This is a genomic window from Acidobacteriota bacterium (assembly GCA_018001935.1).
Classification (GTDB): Bacteria; Acidobacteriota; JAAYUB01; order JAAYUB01; family JAAYUB01; genus JAGNHB01.
Genome location: JAGNHB010000051.1, coordinates 1 through 18,597, shown reverse-complemented (window position 1 = coordinate 18,597; position 18,597 = coordinate 1). Strand labels below are relative to the sequence as shown.

17 protein-coding genes and 1 tRNA gene are annotated in these 18,597 nt (G+C 66.7%); 8 read left to right on the top strand and 10 right to left on the bottom strand.

Annotation, left to right across the window (positions count from 1 at the left end):
- Positions 1–36: 36 nt before the first annotated feature.
- From ptsP to KA419_16275, 9 genes are all read right to left on the bottom strand, one after another.
- The gene (gene ptsP, locus KA419_16315) at positions 37–1,803 is read right to left on the bottom strand and encodes a phosphoenolpyruvate--protein phosphotransferase (GenBank protein MBP7867498.1); all 1,767 of its coding nucleotides are present in this window, start codon (positions 1,801–1,803) and stop codon (positions 37–39) included.
- Positions 1,800–2,081 (bottom strand): HPr family phosphocarrier protein, encoded by a 282-nt coding sequence (locus KA419_16310; GenBank protein ID MBP7867497.1) that lies wholly within the window; start codon positions 2,079–2,081, stop codon positions 1,800–1,802. The genes ptsP and KA419_16310 overlap by 4 nt, the downstream gene beginning before the upstream one ends.
- The gene (locus KA419_16305; GenBank protein MBP7867496.1) at positions 2,078–2,485 is read right to left on the bottom strand and encodes a PTS sugar transporter subunit IIA; all 408 of its coding nucleotides are present in this window, start codon (positions 2,483–2,485) and stop codon (positions 2,078–2,080) included. The genes KA419_16310 and KA419_16305 overlap by 4 nt, the downstream gene beginning before the upstream one ends.
- A complete protein-coding gene (gene hprK, locus KA419_16300) occupies positions 2,482–3,471 on the bottom strand; it encodes an HPr(Ser) kinase/phosphatase (protein MBP7867495.1) in 990 nt (329 codons plus the stop codon). The genes KA419_16305 and hprK overlap by 4 nt, the downstream gene beginning before the upstream one ends.
- A gap of 1 nt (position 3,472) precedes the next feature.
- A complete protein-coding gene (gene raiA, locus KA419_16295; GenBank protein ID MBP7867494.1) occupies positions 3,473–4,015 on the bottom strand; it encodes a ribosome-associated translation inhibitor RaiA in 543 nt (180 codons plus the stop codon).
- Positions 4,012–5,550: an RNA polymerase factor sigma-54 gene (gene rpoN / locus KA419_16290; GenBank protein ID MBP7867493.1), complete on the bottom strand. Its 1,539-nt coding sequence runs from the start codon at positions 5,548–5,550 to the stop codon at positions 4,012–4,014. The genes raiA and rpoN overlap by 4 nt, the downstream gene beginning before the upstream one ends.
- A gap of 136 nt (positions 5,551–5,686) precedes the next feature.
- Positions 5,687–6,409 (bottom strand): LPS export ABC transporter ATP-binding protein, encoded by a 723-nt coding sequence (gene lptB, locus KA419_16285; GenBank protein MBP7867492.1) that lies wholly within the window; start codon positions 6,407–6,409, stop codon positions 5,687–5,689.
- Positions 6,410–6,682: 273 nt separating this feature from the next.
- Positions 6,683–7,615, bottom strand: coding sequence for a lysophospholipid acyltransferase family protein (locus KA419_16280; GenBank protein ID MBP7867491.1), 933 nt, complete (start codon positions 7,613–7,615; stop codon positions 6,683–6,685).
- A gap of 27 nt (positions 7,616–7,642) precedes the next feature.
- A complete protein-coding gene (locus KA419_16275) occupies positions 7,643–8,800 on the bottom strand; it encodes a mechanosensitive ion channel family protein (GenBank protein MBP7867490.1) in 1,158 nt (385 codons plus the stop codon).
- A gap of 145 nt (positions 8,801–8,945) precedes the next feature.
- On the opposite strand from KA419_16275, the gene KA419_16270 reads away from it, so the two are divergent.
- The 7 genes from KA419_16270 to KA419_16240 all read left to right on the top strand — a co-directional run bounded on the left by KA419_16270 (position 8,946) and on the right by KA419_16240 (position 16,617).
- Entirely contained in the window at positions 8,946–10,814 is a 1,869-nt protein-coding gene (locus tag KA419_16270; protein ID MBP7867489.1) for a S1 RNA-binding domain-containing protein, read from the top strand.
- A gap of 87 nt (positions 10,815–10,901) precedes the next feature.
- Complete coding sequence (locus tag KA419_16265) at positions 10,902–11,612, top strand: PilZ domain-containing protein (protein MBP7867488.1); 711 nt, start codon at positions 10,902–10,904, stop codon at positions 11,610–11,612.
- 40 nt (positions 11,613–11,652) lie between these two features.
- Positions 11,653–13,434 carry an HD domain-containing protein gene (locus tag KA419_16260; protein MBP7867487.1) on the top strand — a complete coding sequence of 594 codons (1,782 nt, stop codon included), beginning with the start codon at positions 11,653–11,655 and terminating at the stop codon, positions 13,432–13,434.
- A 1-nt stretch (position 13,435) separates the two neighbouring features.
- Positions 13,436–13,795: a hypothetical protein gene (locus tag KA419_16255; protein MBP7867486.1), complete on the top strand. Its 360-nt coding sequence runs from the start codon at positions 13,436–13,438 to the stop codon at positions 13,793–13,795.
- Between the two features lie 2 nt (positions 13,796–13,797).
- Entirely contained in the window at positions 13,798–14,586 is a 789-nt protein-coding gene (locus tag KA419_16250; protein ID MBP7867485.1) for a type III pantothenate kinase, read from the top strand.
- Positions 14,567–15,322 (top strand): hypothetical protein, encoded by a 756-nt coding sequence (locus KA419_16245; protein ID MBP7867484.1) that lies wholly within the window; start codon positions 14,567–14,569, stop codon positions 15,320–15,322. The genes KA419_16250 and KA419_16245 overlap by 20 nt, the downstream gene beginning before the upstream one ends.
- A gap of 17 nt (positions 15,323–15,339) precedes the next feature.
- Positions 15,340–16,617, top strand: a complete 1,278-nt coding sequence (locus KA419_16240) for a class I SAM-dependent RNA methyltransferase (GenBank protein ID MBP7867483.1) — start codon at positions 15,340–15,342, stop codon at positions 16,615–16,617.
- A 182-nt stretch (positions 16,618–16,799) separates the two neighbouring features.
- On the opposite strand, the gene KA419_16235 is transcribed toward KA419_16240, so the two are convergent.
- Positions 16,800–18,221, bottom strand: coding sequence for a DUF1565 domain-containing protein (locus KA419_16235; GenBank protein ID MBP7867482.1), 1,422 nt, complete (start codon positions 18,219–18,221; stop codon positions 16,800–16,802).
- 300 nt (positions 18,222–18,521) lie between these two features.
- Here KA419_16235 and KA419_16230 point away from each other — a divergent pair.
- Positions 18,522–18,597, top strand: a tRNA-Asn gene (locus KA419_16230).

The window sequence follows — 18,597 nt, the reverse complement described above, 5'->3', positions numbered from 1 at the left end:
GGGTTCTCCCGATGGTCGGATCCGGCCTGCCCGGGGTCAGAGGCCGGTCCGGAACGCCTGGACGACCATCCGGGTGAGGCGTTCGTTGAAGAAAGACCCGAGGCGGGTCAGGAAAAGCTTTTCGATCTCCCGGAGGGTCTTCTGCGAGCGGATGGCGTCGAGGAAGTTCTTCAGTTGCCCCTCCTCGAGGTTTTCCTCGTAGAAACGGACCATGGGGAGGAAGGGGTGGTTCACGCTCAGGCTCCGGAACCCGACGGCCAGGAGGAGAAGGAGGTAGAAGGGGTGGGCGGCCATCTCGCCGCAGCAGATCACTTCCTTGCCCCGCTTGGACGCCCCGTCCAGGATGAGCTCGAGCCCGCGCCGGACCGCCGGGTGGGCGGGGCTGAAGGCGGGGGCCGAATCGGAGTTGGACCGGTCGAGGGCCAGGGTGAACTGGACGAGGTCGTTCGTCCCGAGGGTGAAGAAGTCGGCGTGGTCCGCCAGGTCGTCGAGGATGAAAAAGTTGCTGGGGATTTCCAGCATGGCGCCGACCGGGGGAAGCCGGTCCTCGGGCATTCCGAGGCCTTTGGCGGCCTCGCGCAAGGCCTGCCGGCCCTCGACCATCTCCTCGACGGACGTGACGAAGGGGAAGGTGATCCGGACGTTTCCCTCCCGGGAAGCCAGGAGGATGCCCTTCAGCTGGGTGTCGAAGATCCCGGGGTGGCGCAGCGACAGCCGGATCCCCCGGATGCCCATGGCCGGGTGGGTGTCCCGCCGCCGCTCGCTCTCGAGGCCGGCCCGCCCCTCCTCGAGATCGAAGGTCCGGATGTTGACGGGGTGGGGGTGGACCCGCCGGGCCAGGTCGGCGTAAATGGCGGCGTGCTCCTCGACGGTGATCTCGCGGACGTGCCGCCCGATGCAGAGGAACTCCGACCGGAAAAGGCCGATGCCCATGACACCGCTCTCGGGGCAGTTCTCCAGGGTGCAGGGGTACTCGGCGTTGAGGTAGACCCGGACCCCCGAGAGCCCCGGCCGCCGGAGCGACTCGCAGGGGGGGAACAGCGGCCCGGTGACATGGGGCTCCTGGAGCAGGATGTCCCGGTACTGCTGGATGGTCTCCGCGTCGGGGTCGATGATCAGCAGGCCCTCGAGCCCGTCGATGATGACGAACTGCCCCGTGCTGACCAGTTCGGTGAGGTGGCGGAGGTGGATAACCGACGGGATCCCCATGGAGCGGGCGATGATGCTGGTGTGGGAGGTCCAGCCGCCCTTGTCCACGGCGATGCCTTTCAGGTGGGAGAAGAGTTTCTCGTTGAGCATGGAGAGGTTGATCTCCTGGCTCACCAGGACGATGTTCTCGTATTCCCCGGGGTCGAACCCCACGGCCCGGCCCGAGATGTTGTGGAGAAGGCGCAGCGAGATGTCCCGGATCTCGAGGACCTTTTCCTGGAAGTAGGGGTCCTCGAGGTCGGCGTAGACGCTCTGAATCTGCTCGGTGATCACCTTGACCGCCCAGTCGGCGTTGATCCGGTCCTTCCGGATCAGTTCCCGGATGGCGCCCGAGAAATGGGCGTCGTGGAGGATCATGATGTGCGCCTCCACCATCAGGGAATGCTCCTTCCCGAGGCGCTCCTCCATCAGGTCGCGGATGCGCTGCAGTTGCTCCGTCGTCTCCCGCAGGGCCTCCTCGAAGCGGGCCATCTCCCGCTCCAGGGCGGGGCCCGAGAGGCGGATCCGGTAGACGGCGGGAAGCCCCTCGTCCAGCTTCAGGACGTGCCCCATGGAAATGCCCGGCGATACTCCGTCTCCTCGGATGGTTCTCATGGTTCCACCGGTTCCGTGAAGTGGGCGTTGAAGAGGGCCGTCACGGCGTCGACGGCTTCCCGCTCGTCCACCCCCTCGGCCGAAACCTCGATCCGGGTGCCGAGGGAGGCGGCCATCATGAGGATGCCGAGGATGCTCTTGCCGTCGATACGTTCCAGGTGACCGGCTCTCCGGAGGGTGATGCGCGACTGGAAGCGGCTGGTGACGGCCACCAGGCGTGCCGCCGCCCGGGCGTGGAGCCCGCGGGCGTTTTCGATGACGAGTTCCCGCTGCGTCATGATCCGGCTTCGTTGAGAATCCGGGTCGCCACGCTGATGTTGGACTTCCCTTTCTCGCAGATCTTCTCCGCCAGGGAGGGGAGGGTCTCGCCCTCGCCCTGGACGGCGGCCTTGATGATCATCGGCAGGTTCACGCCGGTGATGACCTCGACCTTCGCCTCCTGGAGGAACGACATGGCCAGGTTCGAGGGCGTCCCGCCGAACATGTCGGTGAGGATGATGGCGCCGTTGGACATGTCGAAGGACTTGAGGTACTTCTCGACCTCTTCCCGCGACTCGTTGACTTCGTCCTGCCAGCCGATGCACAAAGGGTGGATGTGGCCGATTTCTCCCACGATCATCTCCGCGGAAGCGACCAGTTCGCTCGCCAGCTGCCCGTGGGTGATGACAAGGCAAGGGATCATAGCTCTTCTCCTTCGACCGGGGACAAGTCCCCGTTGTTCTCGAGAAACTTGAGGAAGTTGCCCATGGGGTGAAGCCCGTGCTCGCGCATCAGGTACACCCGGGAGGCGACCTCGATCAGGGCCGCGATGTTCCGCCCCGGGGCCACGGGGATGGACATGAAGGGGAGTTCGACGCCGAACACCTTCTTCTTGCGGATGGAGAGGCCGAGGCGCTCGTAGCGGGCGCCGGGCTCCCAGCGCAGCAGCTCGATCATGAAATTGATGTGCTTGACGCGGCGGATGGCGGAGATCCCGATGAGCTCCCGGACGTTGACGATCCCGATGCCGCGCAGTTCGAGGACGTCCTGGATCTGGGGCGGGGCGCTCCCCTGCAGCTTGTTGTCGCCGAGGATGCGGATGTCGACGACGTCGTCCGAGACGATGCGGTGCCCCCGCAGGATCAGCTCCAGCGCGCACTCGCTCTTGCCGATCCCGCTCTCGCCGAGGATGAGGACCCCCACCCCGAAGACGTCCATCAGCACGCCGTGGATGGACTGCAGGGGCGACAGCCACATCTCGAGGAACTCGGTGAAGACGTACATGGCGGTGGAGCTGTCGAGGGGGGTGCGCAGGACCGGGATGCCCTCCTGGAGGGCGTAGTTGGCGAGTTCCCGGGGGATCTCCAGGCCCTGGGTCATCAGGATGCAGGTCATGTTCTCCCGGTCGATGCGGCCCAGGATCTCCTTCCGTTTCTCCTCGGTCTGGCTCTCGAAGAAGCGGGCCTCGGTGTTGCCGAAGACGTAGACCCGGCCGGGCTGCAGGTAATCGGTGAAACCCGCGAGGGCCATCCCCAGTTTCTGCAGGCGTTTCTTGTCGAGGGTCCTGTCCATGAAACGGGGGCCGTTCCCGATTCCCCGGGACAGGTTCTTGGGGTTTTTCCGGAGGAATTCCTCGACCGTCATGGACGGTTGGGGAACCCTCCGGATGATGTTGTCGCTGAAGGGCATCTCAGGGGAATATCAGGCCGTAGTTGCCGTCCTTGCGGCGGTACAGGACGTTGATCTTCTCCGTGCCGGAGTTGACGAAGACGACGAAGCTCCCCGCCGAGACCTGGAGTTCGTGGATGGCCTCCTCGACGGCCATGGGGCGGGTGTCCATCTGCAGGTTCACGACGGTGGGGTTGGCGGCGAGGTCGCTGACCGCGCCCATGTCGGTGATGCTGGCCAGGGTTTTCTCGTGAAGGGTCACCTTGTCGGTGGAGCGGGACTTGTCCTGCCGCCGCTCCTTGGTCTTCCGGACCTGCTTCTCCAGTTTTTCGACCGCGGAGCTGATGGAGGCGTACAGGTCCTTCGAGTCCTCGGCAGCCGTGAAGGTCCGCTGCTTGGTGGTCAGGACGACGTCCGCGATCTGCCGGTGGCGCTCGACGGTGAGGATGAAGCTGAAGTCACACACGGGGCCGACCAGCTTCGGGAATTTCTCCACGCGCTTGTGGATGAAGTCCCGAATCGGCTCGGTCACTTCGATGTGGCGTCCGGTGATTTGGATATTCATTGGTCCTCCATAGGAAATGATTCGGGGGAACCGCCCCCGTTCCTCTGCATGCCTGGGTGCGGCGGCAGCGGCCCGCCCGGTTCCCCGGGGGCCGGTGAGCCGTTCCGCCGGCGGGCCCGCGAGTTGGGGATGTTCATCTCCTCGCGGTATTTCGCGACGGTTCGCCGCTTGATCTCCACGCCCTGCCGGTTGAGGCGGAGCGTGATCTCGTCGTCGGAGAGCGGGGACGAGGGGTCCTCGCCCTCGATGAGGTCCTGGATCTTCCGCTTGAGGTTGTGCACCGAGAGGTCCTCGCCGCTGTCGGTCTTGAAGCCCAGGGAGAAGAACTGGCGCAGCTCGAGGATTCCCTGGGGGCAGTTCACCCACTTCTTCGTGACGGCCCGGCTGATGGTGGACGTGTGCAGGTTCAGCTCCTCCGCCACGTCCCGGAGCTGCATGGGGCGCAGGTAGGCGAAGCCGTTGTCGAGGAATTCCTTCTGGCGCTCCACGATGATCTCGCAGACGCGGTAGACGGTCCGTTTCCGGTGGTCGAGGTTGCGGATCAGGTCCAGGGCGCTCTTGAACTTCTCCTTGAGGAACTTCCGGTCGTTCCCCCGCGTCCGGCCCTCCTCCAGGATCTTCCGGTAGTAGGAGCTGATCCGCAGGCGCGGCATGCCGTCCTCGTTGAGCAGGATGACGTACCGGTTGCCCACCTTCTGGATGGTGACGTCCGGCTGGATGTAGAGGGTCGAGTCGGCCTGGTACTGCAGGCCGGGGTGGGGGTTGAGCCGCCGGATCGACTCGATGGCCCTCTCGACCTCCCCCCGCGGGACGTCCTCCCGGCGGGCGATCTCGTCGATGGCCCCCTCCTCGAGGAGACCGGCGTGCCGCTCGAGGATCGCCCAGGCGAGGGAGCCCTCCTCGTCCGCCTGGCGGAGCTGGATCAGGAGGCACTCCCGCAGGTCGCGGGCCCCGATGCCGGGCGGGTCGAAGTTCTGCACGATCGCCAGGGCCTCCCCGGCCTCGGCGGTCGTGCAACCCGCCAGGCGGGCGATCTCCTCGGTGTCCGCGGTGAGCCAGCCTCCCTCGTCCAGGTTCCCGATGATCTCCACCGCGGCCCGGTGGACGGGCGGGGGGACGTCCTCGAGGTTGAGCTGCCACGTCAGGTGCTCGTAGAGGGAAACGGGCTTGACGGTGAAGGTGTCGAACTGGGGGCGCTCGCACTCCTCCCGTTCGTTGGTGCGGTATCCCGGGTCCAGGTAGTCAGTGAAGAAGGAGTCGTAGTCGATCTGGTCGAAACTGTCGTCGGCGTGGCCGTCGCCCTCGGGAAGCGGTGCCGGGGGGGCGGAGAACTCGGAGAGGGAGACGGTCTCGGGGTGTTCCGTGACGTCCTCGAGGACGGGGTTCTGGAGGAGTTCGGTGGCCACGAGATCGTTGAGTTCGAGGCGGGAAAGGGCGAGGAGTTCGATTTTCTGCAGGAGGGCGGGCGTCAGCGTGAGTTTCTGGATGGGGGCGATTCTCAGGTTCTGCCGAAGGAACGGGATACGATTGGGCATGCTGTTGGTCTGCTTTCTTTCGATCTCTTCGAGCCTGGGTACCGTCTCTCGTCAGGAATTGCCCCGCCGGGCGTTCGTGTCAGGATCGATTATAGCAAAAAGCATGCAAAAAGACGACGACTTTTTCCGGGGGGGGTCAGGCCAGCTGGAAGTTCTCTCCCAGGTAGACTTTGCGGACGTCCTCGTCTTCGGCCAGCTCGGCGGGGGTCCCCTTCTTGAGGATGGTGCCGTCGAAGATGATGTAGGCGCGGTCGGTGATGCGCAGCGTCTCCCGGACGTTGTGGTCGGTGATGACCACCCCGATCCCGCGGGTCTTCAGGTGAAGGATGAGGTTCTGGATGTCCATGACCGCCAGGGGGTCGATCCCCGCGAAGGGCTCGTCCAGCAGCATGAAGGAGGGGGAGGGGACGAGGGACCGGGCGATCTCGAGGCGGCGGCGTTCCCCGCCGGAGAGGGTGTAGGCCTTGCTCCGCCGCAGGCCCGCGATGCCGAACTCGTCGAGGAGGGACTCGACGGTCTCCCGCCGGGCGGCGTGGCTCATGTCCAGGTTCTCCGCGATGGCCATCAGGTTTTCCTCGACGGTGAGTTTCCGGAAGACCGACGGCTCCTGGGGGAGGTAGCCGATCCCCTTCCGGGCGCGGACGTACATGGGGAGGCCGTCGATGGCCTCCTCGCCGAGGTGGACCGTCCCCGAGTCCGCGGGGACCAGGCCGATCATGATGTAGAAGGTGGTGGTTTTCCCGGCGCCGTTGGGGCCCAGCAGCCCGATGACCTCCCCCTTGCGGATGGTGAGGTCCACGCCGCGGAGCACCTGCCGCCCGCGGTAGCTCTTGGTGATGCCCCTGGTCAACAGTTCCAATCCTGCCTGCCTTCCCCGCCCCGCCCGAAATCAGCGGGCGCCACGGATAACCGATTCAAACCACGGATGAACCCGGACAAACACGGATGAATTCGGAGGGTGATAGACATGGATCGGAACGGACGGATACGGATGGTTTAAAGACCAAGGACGAGATTTCCGACTCATCCCATCCGTGTTCATCCGTGGTTTCCTCCGTGGTTTCCTTCGTGGTCCTGCCCGGTGCGGACCGGGCAAGCGGAAAGAAATCCTATCCCGCGCCCGGGAGGGATGTCAAGGGCTTTGCCGGGGGGCGCGGCGGGCGTAGACGGTTTCCGGGTCGCCCAGGGGGCGGGTTTTCCACCGGCGGTGGAACCAGAGCCACCGGCCGGGCCACCGTCGGACGGCCCCCTCGAAGGCCGCCATCATCCGACGGGTGTTCTCCAGGGTGTCGGCCTCCAGGTCGCCGCTCCGCTGGAGGTCCACCTCCGGGAGGATGTGGATGCAGTACCGCGCCCGGCGTGTCGGGTCCTCCACCATGAAAACCGGGAACACGGCCGCGTTCCCGCGGGCGGCCATGAGGGCGGGTCCCTTGATGGTGCACGCGGCCTTGCCGAAGAAGTCCACGAACACGCCGTCCCGGGCGTGCGCGTCCTGGTCCGCCAGGATGCCGACGTCGCCCTTCGCGGCGAAGACCCGCAGGACGGTTTTGAGGGCTTCCCGCTTGGGGATGGCGGTGTTGCCCGACAGGGTACGGTACCCGTTGAGGAACCGGTCGATCCGACGGTTCCGCACCGGCCGGACGATGAAGTTGAGGGTCCGGTCGAGGAGGGCGTGGCCGAAGGCCATGAACTCCCACAACCCCAGGTGCCCCGTCAGGACGAGCACGGGTTTCCCCTGTCGCTTGGCTTCATAATAGGTGTCCAGTCCCTCGTAACGGATCCACCGCCGGAGGCGGTCCGGCTTCATCCGGAGGAACTTGGGGAACTGGCTCATCAGGCCGTAACACTCCCCGATGTTCCGGTAGGAGTCCAGGGCGATGCGGCGCTTGGCCGCCTCGGGGAGGTCGGGGAAGGCGATGTCCAGGTTGATCAGGGCGATCTCCAGGTGCCGGCGGTCGAGCCGTCCCCAGGCGCCGGCAAGCCCGCGTCCCAGGGCGGCGGCCCAGGCGGCGGGGATCAGGCGGAGCGCCGCGAAGAAGACCCGGATGAACAGGTAGGCGACCATGGCGGGACCCGTCCTTGCCGCCCGGGGCTACCGACGGCCCGGCTGCCGGGGCTTCGGGGGGAGGCCCGCGTCGGGCGGGGCGGGGGCGGGGGCCGCCGTCCCGGCGGGGAACGGGGGCGTGGCCGGGAGGCCGTCGGGGCGCGCGAAAGCGTACCCGCTCTCCCGGAGGCCCTTCACCAGGCCCGCGCTCAGTTGGTTCGCCGCACGGGGGCGGTCGGCGTAGTCCGCCACCCAGGCCGTGCCCAGGAAGGCGATGCCGCTGCCCGAGATCCCGGTGACGCTGCAGTCGGGGGCCGGGTCGTCCATCAGGTCGGGGACGGTCTTCGCGATCTCGAGGAAGAGGGCCGCCACCCGGGTGGCGTCCGCGTCGAAGGTGAGCACGAAGGGCAGGTCCACGCGGCTCCGGTGATCGGGGTACGAGAGGTTGACCACCTGGCTTCGCGTGAGGTAGGCGTTGGGCAGGATGGCGACGGTGTTCTGCAGGGTCCGGATGCGGGTCGAACGGATGCCGATGTCCGTCACGTCCCCGAGGGTCTTGTTCTCCAGTTCGATCCGGTCGCCGATCCGGAACGGGCGGTCGAACATGATCATGAAGCCGGCGATCATGTTGGAGAGGGTGTCCTGCGCCGCCAGGCCGATGGCGATGGTCCCGATGCCCAGGGAGACGACGATGGAGGTGATGTCGTAGCGGAAGTAGTGGAGGATCACCGCCGCCGAGGCCAGGTAGATGACGGTCATCAGGATCCGCTGGAGCAGCGGCGCGAAGTCTCGGGTCACGCGGTTGCGCTCGGCGCCCTCGGAGTGCTCCACGTACTGGCGGACCATCTCCTTGAAGAACCGTCGCAGGAAGAGGACGACGGTGAGGATCGCGGCCAGGAAGATGATCGTGGTGACCACCGCGGGCGGGTAGATGCGCATGTCCCGGGGGAAGTGGGGCTTGAGGATGTGGTTCGCCGTGGTGAGCCCGAGGAGGGCGACGAGCCGGAACGTCGGCGGGGCGAGGATGCCGCAGAACCAGGAGGCCCTGCCCCCTCCCGCGGATGCGTCCGACCGCTTGCCGTAGGCGCAGAGCGCCCACGCCGCCACCCGCCCGACGGCCCACGCCAGGGCGATGACCGCCATGGCAATGACGCCGTCGCGCACGATATGGTTGTTGTCGATCCAGAAGGCCGCCACCACGTTCATGATCCACTCCCGCCTGTTGCCGGGATTTCCGGGGGGCCGTATTCTGACCGAGAAAAAATATTTTTGCAACGAGAAAAAAGGCTTGTAAAAACGGTTCGTTTCGGGTAAATTGCCGTTTTTGGATTCAAAATGTCGAGGTGTGTGGATGAGTGACAATCAACCGATCGAAACCAACCAGACGGAACCGGCCGTCCCCGTGACCCCCGAGACGACCTGCGAGTGCGGAGAACCCCAGCCTGAGGCCGAAACGGCCCCTCTTCCGGCCGGAGTCCCCGAGCCCGCCGCGCCGGAAATGCCGGCGGTTGCGGAACCTTCCGAACCCGTGGCCCCGGTGGCCGCGGAACCGACCGAACCCCCCGCCGCCGAGGCGGCGGAGCCGCCCGCGCCCGAACCCCCGGCGGCCGCGGAGCTGCCCGCGCCCGAACCCCCGGCGGCCGCGGAGTCGACCGAGCCTGCGCCGGCGCCCGCCGCAATCGCGGAGGACGACTTCGGCGCCATGCTGATGGAGTACGAGCAGAACCGGGAGAACCGTGACATCCATCGCGGGAGCATCGTGGAAGGCACCATCGTCAAGATCAAGGAGAACGACGTCCAGGTGGACATCGGGACCCGTTGCGAGGGCCACTTCCCCGTGGAGGAGATCCGGGACCCCGACGGGAACCTGCTGTTCGCCGAGGGCGACCGGATCCTGGTCCAGGTGCTGTCCTCCACCGAAACCGATTTCTCCCCGCTCCTGTCCTATAAGAACGCCCGCCAGAAGGACGTCCTTCGCAACCTGCGCAAGGCCCACGCCGACCAGACCCCGGTGGAAGGGGTGATCAACGAGGTGGTCAAGGGCGGCCTCAAGGTCGACCTGCAGGGGATCGAGGCCTTCCTGCCCGCGTCCCAGATCGAACTGGGCTACGTCGACAACACGGCGCGCTACATCGGCCGCAAGGAACGTTTTCTGATCCTGAAGATCAACCCCAAGGGCGGCCGCATGGTGATCTCCCGCCGTTCCCTCCTCGAGATCGAGCGGGAGAAGGCCAAGAAGACCATCTGGGAAACCCTGACCCTCGACCAGATCGTCACGGGCAAGGTCACCCGGATCACCGGTTATGGCGTGTTCGTGGACATCGGCGGCATCGAGGCCCTGGCTCACATTTCCAACCTGTCCTGGGACAAGGTCAAGAAGCCGTCCGAGATCGTGAAGGTCGGGCAGGAGATCCAGGCGAAGGTTGTGGAACTCGACCGCGAGAAGGAACGGATCGGCCTCGGCCTGAAGCAGATGGTGGACGACCCCTGGCTCACCGTCGACCAGCGCTACTTCGTCGGTCAGCGCGTGAACGGCACCGTGGAGAAGCTGGAGACCTTCGGCGCCTTCGTGAAGCTGGAGCCCGGCGTCACGGCCCTGATCCCCATCTCCGAGATGAGCTGGGTCAAGCGGATCGACCACCCCTCCGAGTTGCTCAAGGTGGGGGACTCGGTGGAGACCCTGATCCTTCGCCTCGACACCCAGGAGCGGAAGATCTCCCTCTCCCTGAAGCAGAACCAGCCCTCCCCCTTCATCAGCTTCGCGCAGAAGTACCAACCCGGGGAGATCCTGGAGGGCGAGGTCACCAACGTGGTGGGCTACGGCGCCTTCGTGAAGCTGGACGACGGCGTGGAAGGCCTGATGCACATCTCGGAAATCTCCTGGCTCCCGGTGCGCAACATCGACGAGTTCGCCAAGAAGGGCGACCGGATCACGGTCAAGATCCTCTCCATCAACATGGCGGACGAGAAGATCTCCCTCACCGGCAAGATCGGGGACGCCCCGGAAAACTCCACGGCCGAGACCCTCGGCGAGATCCGCGACCTGAAGCCCCCCCGGGACGACCGTCGCGGCGGCCGCCGGCCCGGGCGGAGAGACCGCGAGGAGGGGTCCGAGGAGGACCGGTACATCCTCGACACGGCGCCTTCCGCCTCGACCAAGCTCGGTGACCTGTTCCCCCAGCACCTGCTGGACAAGATGAAATCGAAACGCAGCGAATGACCGATACGGGCGGGGCCCCTCGAGGGCCCCGTCCCGCCTCGAGCCCTCGGCCGGGCACATTCTTCATCGTGGGAAAGGCGGGTCCCCATGTCGCCGGAACCGGACACGAACAGTCCCATCCTCTGCCTTTTCCTCAACCTGGATTCCAAGCCCATCGAGATCGATTCCCGGGACCTCCGCGTGGAGAGCGTGCGGAGCATCGAGGAGATCCACCAGAACCTGGCCGCGGCCGGGGACGTGCAGCCGTGCATCCTGGTGGGCGTGTCGCGGAACCTGATGACCCACTACCTCACGGTGTCGGGCCTGTTCTTCTCCCCCCAGACATCCCGGGTCCCCACCATCCTGATCACCCACGCCTCCAACAAGATCGCCGAGCACAAGTCCTTCCTCTTCGGGAAACGCCCCTACCCCGTCAGCCGCGTGAGCTCCGAGTTCATCCGGGACGTGACGGAGGTCAAGCTTTACAACGTGCGGACGTTCCACCGGATCGCCGTGGAATTCGTGGCCTTCGCGGTCACGGAGACCGCCTCGGAGACCATCCCGGCGGTCTGCAAGAACATCAGCTGGGGAGGGACCTTCTTCGAAACCCGCGAGGAGATCGTCTTCAACGAGTTCCGCCTTCTCCTCCGGTCCAAGCTCCACCGCATCGAGATCCCCTCCCGCATCATCCGGCGGAAGCGGATCGAGGAGGACCCGCCCCGCTTCGGGTACGGGGTCCGGTTCCAGATCCCCCTCCCCCTCACCCTGATCCACTACATGTACGCCAAGTACATGAAAGACCATTTCGGGATTGTGTGATATACTTCCGCCAGACCGACGGAGGACGGCAAAAGGCGACATGACCGAGCAAAAGATCCGGAAAAAAGGGAAGATCGTCAACCTGCTGCTCGTCCTGATGCTGCTCATCGGGGTCATCCCCCTGATCATCTGCGGCAAGATCCTCATCGACTACAACTCGGAGATCCTCGCCACCAACCAGCGCCAGATCCACGCCCAGATCTGCCAGTCCGTCGCCAACGGCATCGCCCAGTACCTGAATTCCTGCTTCAACATCATCGAGCCCATCTGCAAGTACCTGGAGCTGGAGCACGACCCGGAACAGGCGTCCCTGGTCTTCCTCGACCAGAAGACACACTCCCTGATCACCGACATCTTCAACTTCCCCAACTCGCGCATCATCAACATCCGGGTCATCAGCAAGGACAGCCTGGGGCGGGAGGCGGGGTACACCATCCCCCCCAACTCGGAACTGGACCGGGAGCTGCGCAAGGCCTTCCGCGAGTGCATCGACAACCCGAACCGCTTCACCTACGTATCCCGGCCCTTCATGTCTTCGGACTTCGGGAACGAGGTCGAGACGGTCTTCGTCGTCGGGCGGAAGGTCTCCCACCTGGGCAAGACCTGCGGCGCCATCACGGTGGTCTACAGCCTGGCGGACATCTTCGGCATGTTCACGGGGAAACCCGCGGGGAACACGGTCTTCCTCCTGGACGGCGACGGGACCGTCATCCTGCACCCCAACCGCGATTTCATGCGGCGGGGGGTCAACCTGTCGAAGTCGCCGGTTTTCGAGGAGATGAAAAACCTCCGGTCCCGCGCCATCTCCACCATCACCTACTCCGACGAGAGCGGGGAGAAGCCGGAGAGCATGCTGGCCTCCGTCTTCCTCGTCCAGGATTCCAACGTGAGCTGGGGGGTGGTGGTCCAGATCCCCGAGTCACTGGCCCATGCCGAGATCAAGAACATGATCGTCACCACGATCATCTGGACGCTGCTGTCCGTGGTCCTGGCCCTCCTGCTCAGCTTCTTCTTCTCCCTCCGCATCAGCATCCCGATCCAGATGCTGACCCTGCGCACCCTGTCCATCAAGGAGGGGCGCTTCAGCGAGCGCGTGGACATCCGCTCCCGCAACGAGATCGGGATCCTGGCCGACAACTTCAACACCATGGCGGAGAACCTCGAGCTGTACATCAAGCAGCTCAAGAAGGCGGCGGACGAGAACCGGGAGCTGTTCTTCGGGGCGATCTCCACCCTGGCCGCCGCCATCGACGCCAAGGACCCCTACACCAAGGGCCACTCGGAGCGGGTCATGCGCTTCTCCGAACTCATCGCCAAGGAGATGCGGCTGTCCGAGGAGGACGTCGAGAAACTGAAGATCGCCGCCCTCCTCCACGATGTCGGGAAGATCGGCATCACCGATTCCATCCTCCAGAAACCCGGGATCCTGACGGACGACGAGTACCAGGTCATGAAGCGCCACCCCCAGCTGGGCGCCGACATCATGAAGCAGATCCCGAAGCTGGCCGAGGTCATCCCGGGCATGCGGTTCCACCACGAGTCGCTGGACGGGTCGGGCTACCCCATGGGGCTGCGCGGGGACCAGATCCCCCTGCCCGCCAAGATCATCGGCGTGGCGGACACCTTCGACGCCATGACCACGGACCGGCCTTACCAGAAGAGTTTCTCCATGAGCGAAGCCCTGGCCCGCATCCGGAACATGGCCGGGAAGAAGTTCGATTTCAACGTGGTCCAGGCGTTCACCTCCGCTTACGAGAAGCGCCCCGGGGTTTTCGAGACCATCAACCGGACCGTGTCCCAGAACGAGATGACGTTGCACTGACATGCCATTCACACGGACCCTCACCCGTCTGATCAATTCCGTCCACGGCGGCCGCTGTGCGGTCCTCATGGACGTCGACTGCGAGTACGTCCAGTTCGCGGGGAAAGTGGACCCCTATGTCCAGAAGCTGATGGGGGCTTACCAGGGGGTCATCCTCGGGCAGGTCCGGCACCTGTGCAAACTGCGGAACACGGGGATCCCGGAAATGCTCATCACCGAGTACGAGAAGGCCCGCTTCATCACCCAGTCCCTCCGCTCCGGCTACTTCCTGGTGCTGGTCCTGGACCCCGCGGCCAACATCGGGCAGGGGATGCAGCAGATCGGGATCGCCGGCCGGGAGATCAACGAGGAAATCGACTGACCATGTTTCTCGCCGTCGACATCGGCAACTCGAAGACCGCCTTCGGGGTGTACGCGCCCGGGGAGCCCCGCTCCCGCCTGTCCTGGCGCCTGTCCTCCGACGCCCGCCGGACCCCTGACGAGTACGGGCTGCCGTGCGTGCAGGCCCTGCGGGAGCGGGGGATCGACCCCACGGCCCTCCGCGGGGCCGGCGCCGTCTCGGTGGTCCCGGGGCTCGAGCCGGTCCTGCGCAAGGCCCTCGAGACCTGGCTGGGCTTGACCCCCGCCTTCATCACCGCCGAGAGCCAGGACGTCCTGGCGGTGGCGTACAACCGGCCCGCCGACCTCGGCCCCGACCGGGTCGTGAACGCCGCCTTCGCCTTCAGCCGGTTCGGCGGCCCGGTCCTGGTGGTGGACGTCGGCACCGCCGTCACCTTCGACCTCGTGGCGGCCGACGGGGTTTTCCTCGGGGGCGCCATCTTCCCCGGCCTGGACGCACTCACCGACGCCCTCTGCCGGCACGGGGCCCGTCTTCCCCGCGTGAGCCCCACCTGGGCGGAAGACCCCGTGGGGACCAGCACCGCGGCGTGCATCCGCTCGGGGGTCGGCCACGGGTTCCGCTTCGCGGTCGCCGGGCTGATGGCGGCGTACCGGGAACGCTTCCCCGACGGCCTGCGGACCGTCCTCACCGGCGGGGGCGCGGAGGGCCTCGCCGGGGTGTTGCCCCGCGTCGACGCCGTCGAGCCCGACCTGACCCTCGACGGCGTCCGATTCCTTTGCGAGCGGCGGAGCCATGAGCGGACCACTCCCTGAGCACTTCAGCTACTTCAGCGACATCGAGGACTTTTTCGTCACCCGCCGGGGGAAGCACCTCCTCATCTCCGCCCTGGACTGGACGCTCATCCAGACCTGGCGGGAAACCGGGGTCCCGCTCCACGTGGCGCTCCGCGGCATCGACCGGGCCATGTCGACCTTCGAGGCCCGCAAGGGGCGCCACACCCTGGTGAATTCCCTGTTCTACTGCCACCAGGCGGTCATGGAGGAGTACGAAACCTACCTGGCGAGCCGGAGCGGGAGCCCGGAGGGGGAGGAGACCGCCCCGGCGGACGACCTCGCCGGGCCGGCTTCGCCGGGGGCGGCGCCGGAAGCGGCGGACCCGGTCATCACCGCCTTCCGCCTCATGGCGGCCTACGCGGAGGAGCTGGACCGCCTGCGGGCGGAACACCCCGAGCCGGGGATCGGGGAAACCGTCGGGAGGGTCCTTTCCCGGCTCGATGCCCTCAAGGCGGAGATCGTCGAGGCGCGGTCCGCGGACCCGGAGACCGTGGAGCGCGACCTCCGCCGCCTGGACGACATCCTGGTCGCCGAGCTGGAGGGCCGGGTCCCGCCGGACGAACGGCGGGCCCTCGAAGCCGCCTGCCGGGCGGAGTTGAAGCACTACCGGAAAAACCTGCCGAAGGAGACCTACGACAAGATCCTCGCCAATTTCACCCGCAAGAAACTCCGGGAGCGGTTCGGGCTGTCGGACCTCTCCCTGCTGTCCACCTGAGCGGCGGGGCGGGGCCTGTGAGCGTCCACACCGTCGGGATCGAGAAGGTCGTGCCCGGGGGGGACGGGTTGGGGCGGCTCCCGGACGGCCGGGTGGTGTTCGTCCCGTTCACCCTTCCGGGGGAACGAGTGCGGGTGCGGGTTGTCGCCGAGCGCCGGTCCGTGGCGTTCGGGTCGCTGGAGGACGTGCTGGAGGCCTCGCCCGGCCGCCGCGACGCCCCCTGCCCGCACTTCGGGGAGTGCGGCGGCTGCCGGCTGCAGCACGCGGACCCCGGTCTCCAGGTCCAGCTCAAGACGTCGGTCCTCGCCGAGATCTGGCGGGGCCGCGTCCCCGTGGAGCAGGGCTGCCCCCCGGGGGACGCCTTCGGTTACCGCCACCGGGTGCGGCTGCACGTCACGCCCGGGAACCGGGGCGTCGGGTTCATGCGCCACCGCTCGAACGCGGTGGTCCCCGTCACGGACTGCCTCCTGTGCCGTCCGGAAATCCGGCGGTGCATCCGCTGGCTTCGGGAGGATTTCCTGCCGCGGCTGTCGCCGGGCCGGTGGCCGCTGAGGGAAATCCGGCTGGCCATGGGCGACGGGCCGCCGGTGTACGTCCTGCCCGCCTTCGCACGCCCCGTCCCGGTTCGGCGGTTGCGGGAGGCCCTCGGGCGGTCGGCCCGCCCCGCGTCGGGGGAGTGGGTGGTGGCCGGGCCGGGCCCCGGGGCGGGGCGGGCCGAGGGGCCGGGGGCCGGGGGGGCGGCCCTCGCCTTCCGACTCGGCCCCTACCGCTACGAGGCGGACCCGGGGGGGTTCTTCCAGGCCAACCTCCCCCAGGCGGGGAGGGTGCTGGAGCGGCTCGGCGAACAGTTCCCCCCGAGCGTCCCGGCCCTGGAACTCTTCTGCGGGATGGGGCTCTTCACGGTGGTCTGGGGGAGCCGCTCGCCCCGGGTCGTGGCGGTGGAGGGAGACCGGCTCCTGCGGGCGCCGTTCGAGCGGACCCTGCGCCTCAACGGGCTCGGGGGCGTCACCCTTGCGACGTCACCGGTGGAGGCGTGGCTCCGTGAGCACCGGGGCGAGACGCCCGCCTTCGGGTGGCTCTTCCTGGACCCTCCCCGGACGGGACTTTCCCCGGAAGCCCGGGAACTGCTCCGCGGCCCCCGCCCCGGGACCCTGGCCTACCTCTCCTGCGACCCGGTCACGCAGCACCGGGACCTCGTCGCAATGGCCCCCGGCGCCGCCCCGCGGCTCCTTTTCTACGACTTCTTCCCCAACACGGCCCACCTGGAGTGCCTGGCGCTCCTCACTGAATTCTGATGACCCCCCAAAAAGTCGCGAAAGGGAGATTTCCCGCGAATAACACGAATATGCGCGAATTTATAACACGAATAATATCTGTTGATTGTTGATTTCTGATTCGCGTTCATTCGCGTGATTCGCGGGCATAAAAGACTTTTTGCGGGGGCGTCAATTCTGAATTCTGGATTCTGAATTCTTCTCTAATAATTCACCGCATACGGCGGGTACGGCGTGGCGATGTCCACGCCGCCCGTGCAGGTCGAGCCCAGGGTCGGGACGGGGTTGTCCCAGCTGTTGAAGCGGAGGTAGGGCATCCCGTTCCGGTTCACGAAGAGGTCGCACTGGATGTTCCCGATCAGGAAGTTCCCGCCGCTGCTGAGCATCGTCCCGCCGCCCATGTCGGGGAGGGCCGAGGCGTCCACCTGGACCCCGATGCTGTTTCCCGTGATCACGTTGTTCATCATCAGGGTGGCCCCGCCGAGGAGCCGGAACCCGCGTCCCCCGCAACCGGTGACCCGGCAGGCGACAAAGGTGGCGTCGTCTTCCACCGTGATGCCGTCCCCGGTCGGGTTCAGCACGGTGGCGTCGCTGAGCATCCCGCGGAACCCGCAGACCACCGCGGTGCTTCCCAGCTTGGCGTAGGGGCCGCCGCCGCGGATGTAGGTGAGGCCGATGCCGGAGCCCCGGATGGACATGCAGTACGCCAGCACCACCGGGAAATGCTCGCCGCTGTTCGCGTCGTAGAGGCCGGGGAGCAGGAAGAGGGTCCAGGCGCGGTCAGAGCGCATCGTCGCCTTGTAGATGGTCCGGTACGGGGAGAGGAGGGAGCCGTCCCCCGTGTCGTCCGAGCCGAGGGTGGGGCTGACGAAGGAGGTCCGCGCGTTTTTCCAGGGGAGGACGTCGTGCACCGCCGGGAGGGAGGAGAAGACGGGCCCCACGGTTCGCATCCCCATGGCGGCCAGGGGGACCGTCCCCGTCACCCGCAGGTAGCCGTGGACGTTGTCGAGGAGCGGGAAGAGCGTGGCGGCGTTCAGGTACCCGACGAACTTGGCCCCCGCGGCCAGGTTGAGGGTCTTCGTGCCCAGGGAGGCGCCGCCGGTGTCGAGGAGTTCGAGCAGGACCTGGACGGTTTCGGCCGCGGGGTTGACCAGGGCCAGGCCGGTGTTCCGGTTCTGGGACAGTTCGATCTCGACGGGGAGCAGCGACAGGACGTCGGCGGTGCAGGGGATGACACCGGCCGAACCGACGACGGCGGCGCCGCTCCCCGTGTAGTCGTAATACGCCGAGACCAGGGCGTTGTCGCGGCTGTGGACGGCCGCCCACCCGCTGGCGATGGCCGGGGAAGCGGACGTGATCCGCAGCGACTGGGACGCGCCGAAGGCCAGGTCCAGGTCGAAGGTGGCGGCGGTCCCCAGGTTGGTTGTCACGGTCCAGGGCAGGCCGTTTTCCTGGTAGAAGCGCAGCGAGACACGCTGGGTCTGGTTCGTGAACAGGTTGGTGAGATTGACCGTGGAGGTCATCCCGCCGCCGGCCACCAGGTGCGGGAGGTAGATCGGGCCGGCCGCCCCGGCGAGGCCTGCCGTCGCGACGGCAAGCAGAGTGCAGACCAGGATGCGTTTCATGGTGATCCTCCGTGCGTATTGCCGCCCGTCACGGGCGCCCGGTCAAAACAGGGGGGCGCGGTCCCGTGACGTCGTCTTCATTGTAATGCCAAATCATAGGCTTGTACAGAGCGGTTTTCGCCGGGGCCCCGGGCCAGCCGCGGCGGGGGAACGGGTCCTCCGGCCGCGAAGGGTTCCCGGCGGCCCCGGCTCGCGGCGGAGGCCGGGGGGGGCGGCCGGTCGCGAAAAAAGCCTTGACTTGGGTCGGGTGGTTTGGTAATGTCCGCCTTCGCGCCGCGGCGCACCGGTTCTTTCCCGTACTCCTCAGTAGCTCAATCGGCAGAGCAATCGGCTGTTAACCGATGGGTTGTAGGTTCGAGTCCTACCTGGGGAGCCA

Coding starts and splice junctions, on each gene's coding strand:
- ptsP (MBP7867498.1), bottom strand. CDS start 1,803: ATGAGAACCATCCGAGGAGACGGAGTATCGCCGGGCATTTCCATGGGG.
- KA419_16310 (MBP7867497.1), bottom strand. CDS start 2,081: ATGACGCAGCGGGAACTCGTCATCGAAAACGCCCGCGGGCTCCACGCC.
- KA419_16305 (MBP7867496.1), bottom strand. CDS start 2,485: ATGATCCCTTGCCTTGTCATCACCCACGGGCAGCTGGCGAGCGAACTG.
- hprK (MBP7867495.1), bottom strand. CDS start 3,471: ATGCCCTTCAGCGACAACATCATCCGGAGGGTTCCCCAACCGTCCATG.
- raiA (MBP7867494.1), bottom strand. CDS start 4,015: ATGAATATCCAAATCACCGGACGCCACATCGAAGTGACCGAGCCGATT.
- rpoN (MBP7867493.1), bottom strand. CDS start 5,550: ATGCCCAATCGTATCCCGTTCCTTCGGCAGAACCTGAGAATCGCCCCC.
- KA419_16280 (MBP7867491.1), bottom strand. CDS start 7,615: ATGGTCGCCTACCTGTTCATCCGGGTCTTCTTCGCGGCGCTCCGCCTG.
- KA419_16275 (MBP7867490.1), bottom strand. CDS start 8,800: ATGAACGTGGTGGCGGCCTTCTGGATCGACAACAACCATATCGTGCGC.
- KA419_16270 (MBP7867489.1), top strand. CDS start 8,946: ATGAGTGACAATCAACCGATCGAAACCAACCAGACGGAACCGGCCGTC.
- KA419_16265 (MBP7867488.1), top strand. CDS start 10,902: ATGTCGCCGGAACCGGACACGAACAGTCCCATCCTCTGCCTTTTCCTC.
- KA419_16260 (MBP7867487.1), top strand. CDS start 11,653: ATGACCGAGCAAAAGATCCGGAAAAAAGGGAAGATCGTCAACCTGCTG.
- KA419_16255 (MBP7867486.1), top strand. CDS start 13,436: ATGCCATTCACACGGACCCTCACCCGTCTGATCAATTCCGTCCACGGC.
- KA419_16250 (MBP7867485.1), top strand. CDS start 13,798: ATGTTTCTCGCCGTCGACATCGGCAACTCGAAGACCGCCTTCGGGGTG.
- KA419_16245 (MBP7867484.1), top strand. CDS start 14,567: ATGAGCGGACCACTCCCTGAGCACTTCAGCTACTTCAGCGACATCGAG.
- KA419_16235 (MBP7867482.1), bottom strand. CDS start 18,221: ATGAAACGCATCCTGGTCTGCACTCTGCTTGCCGTCGCGACGGCAGGC.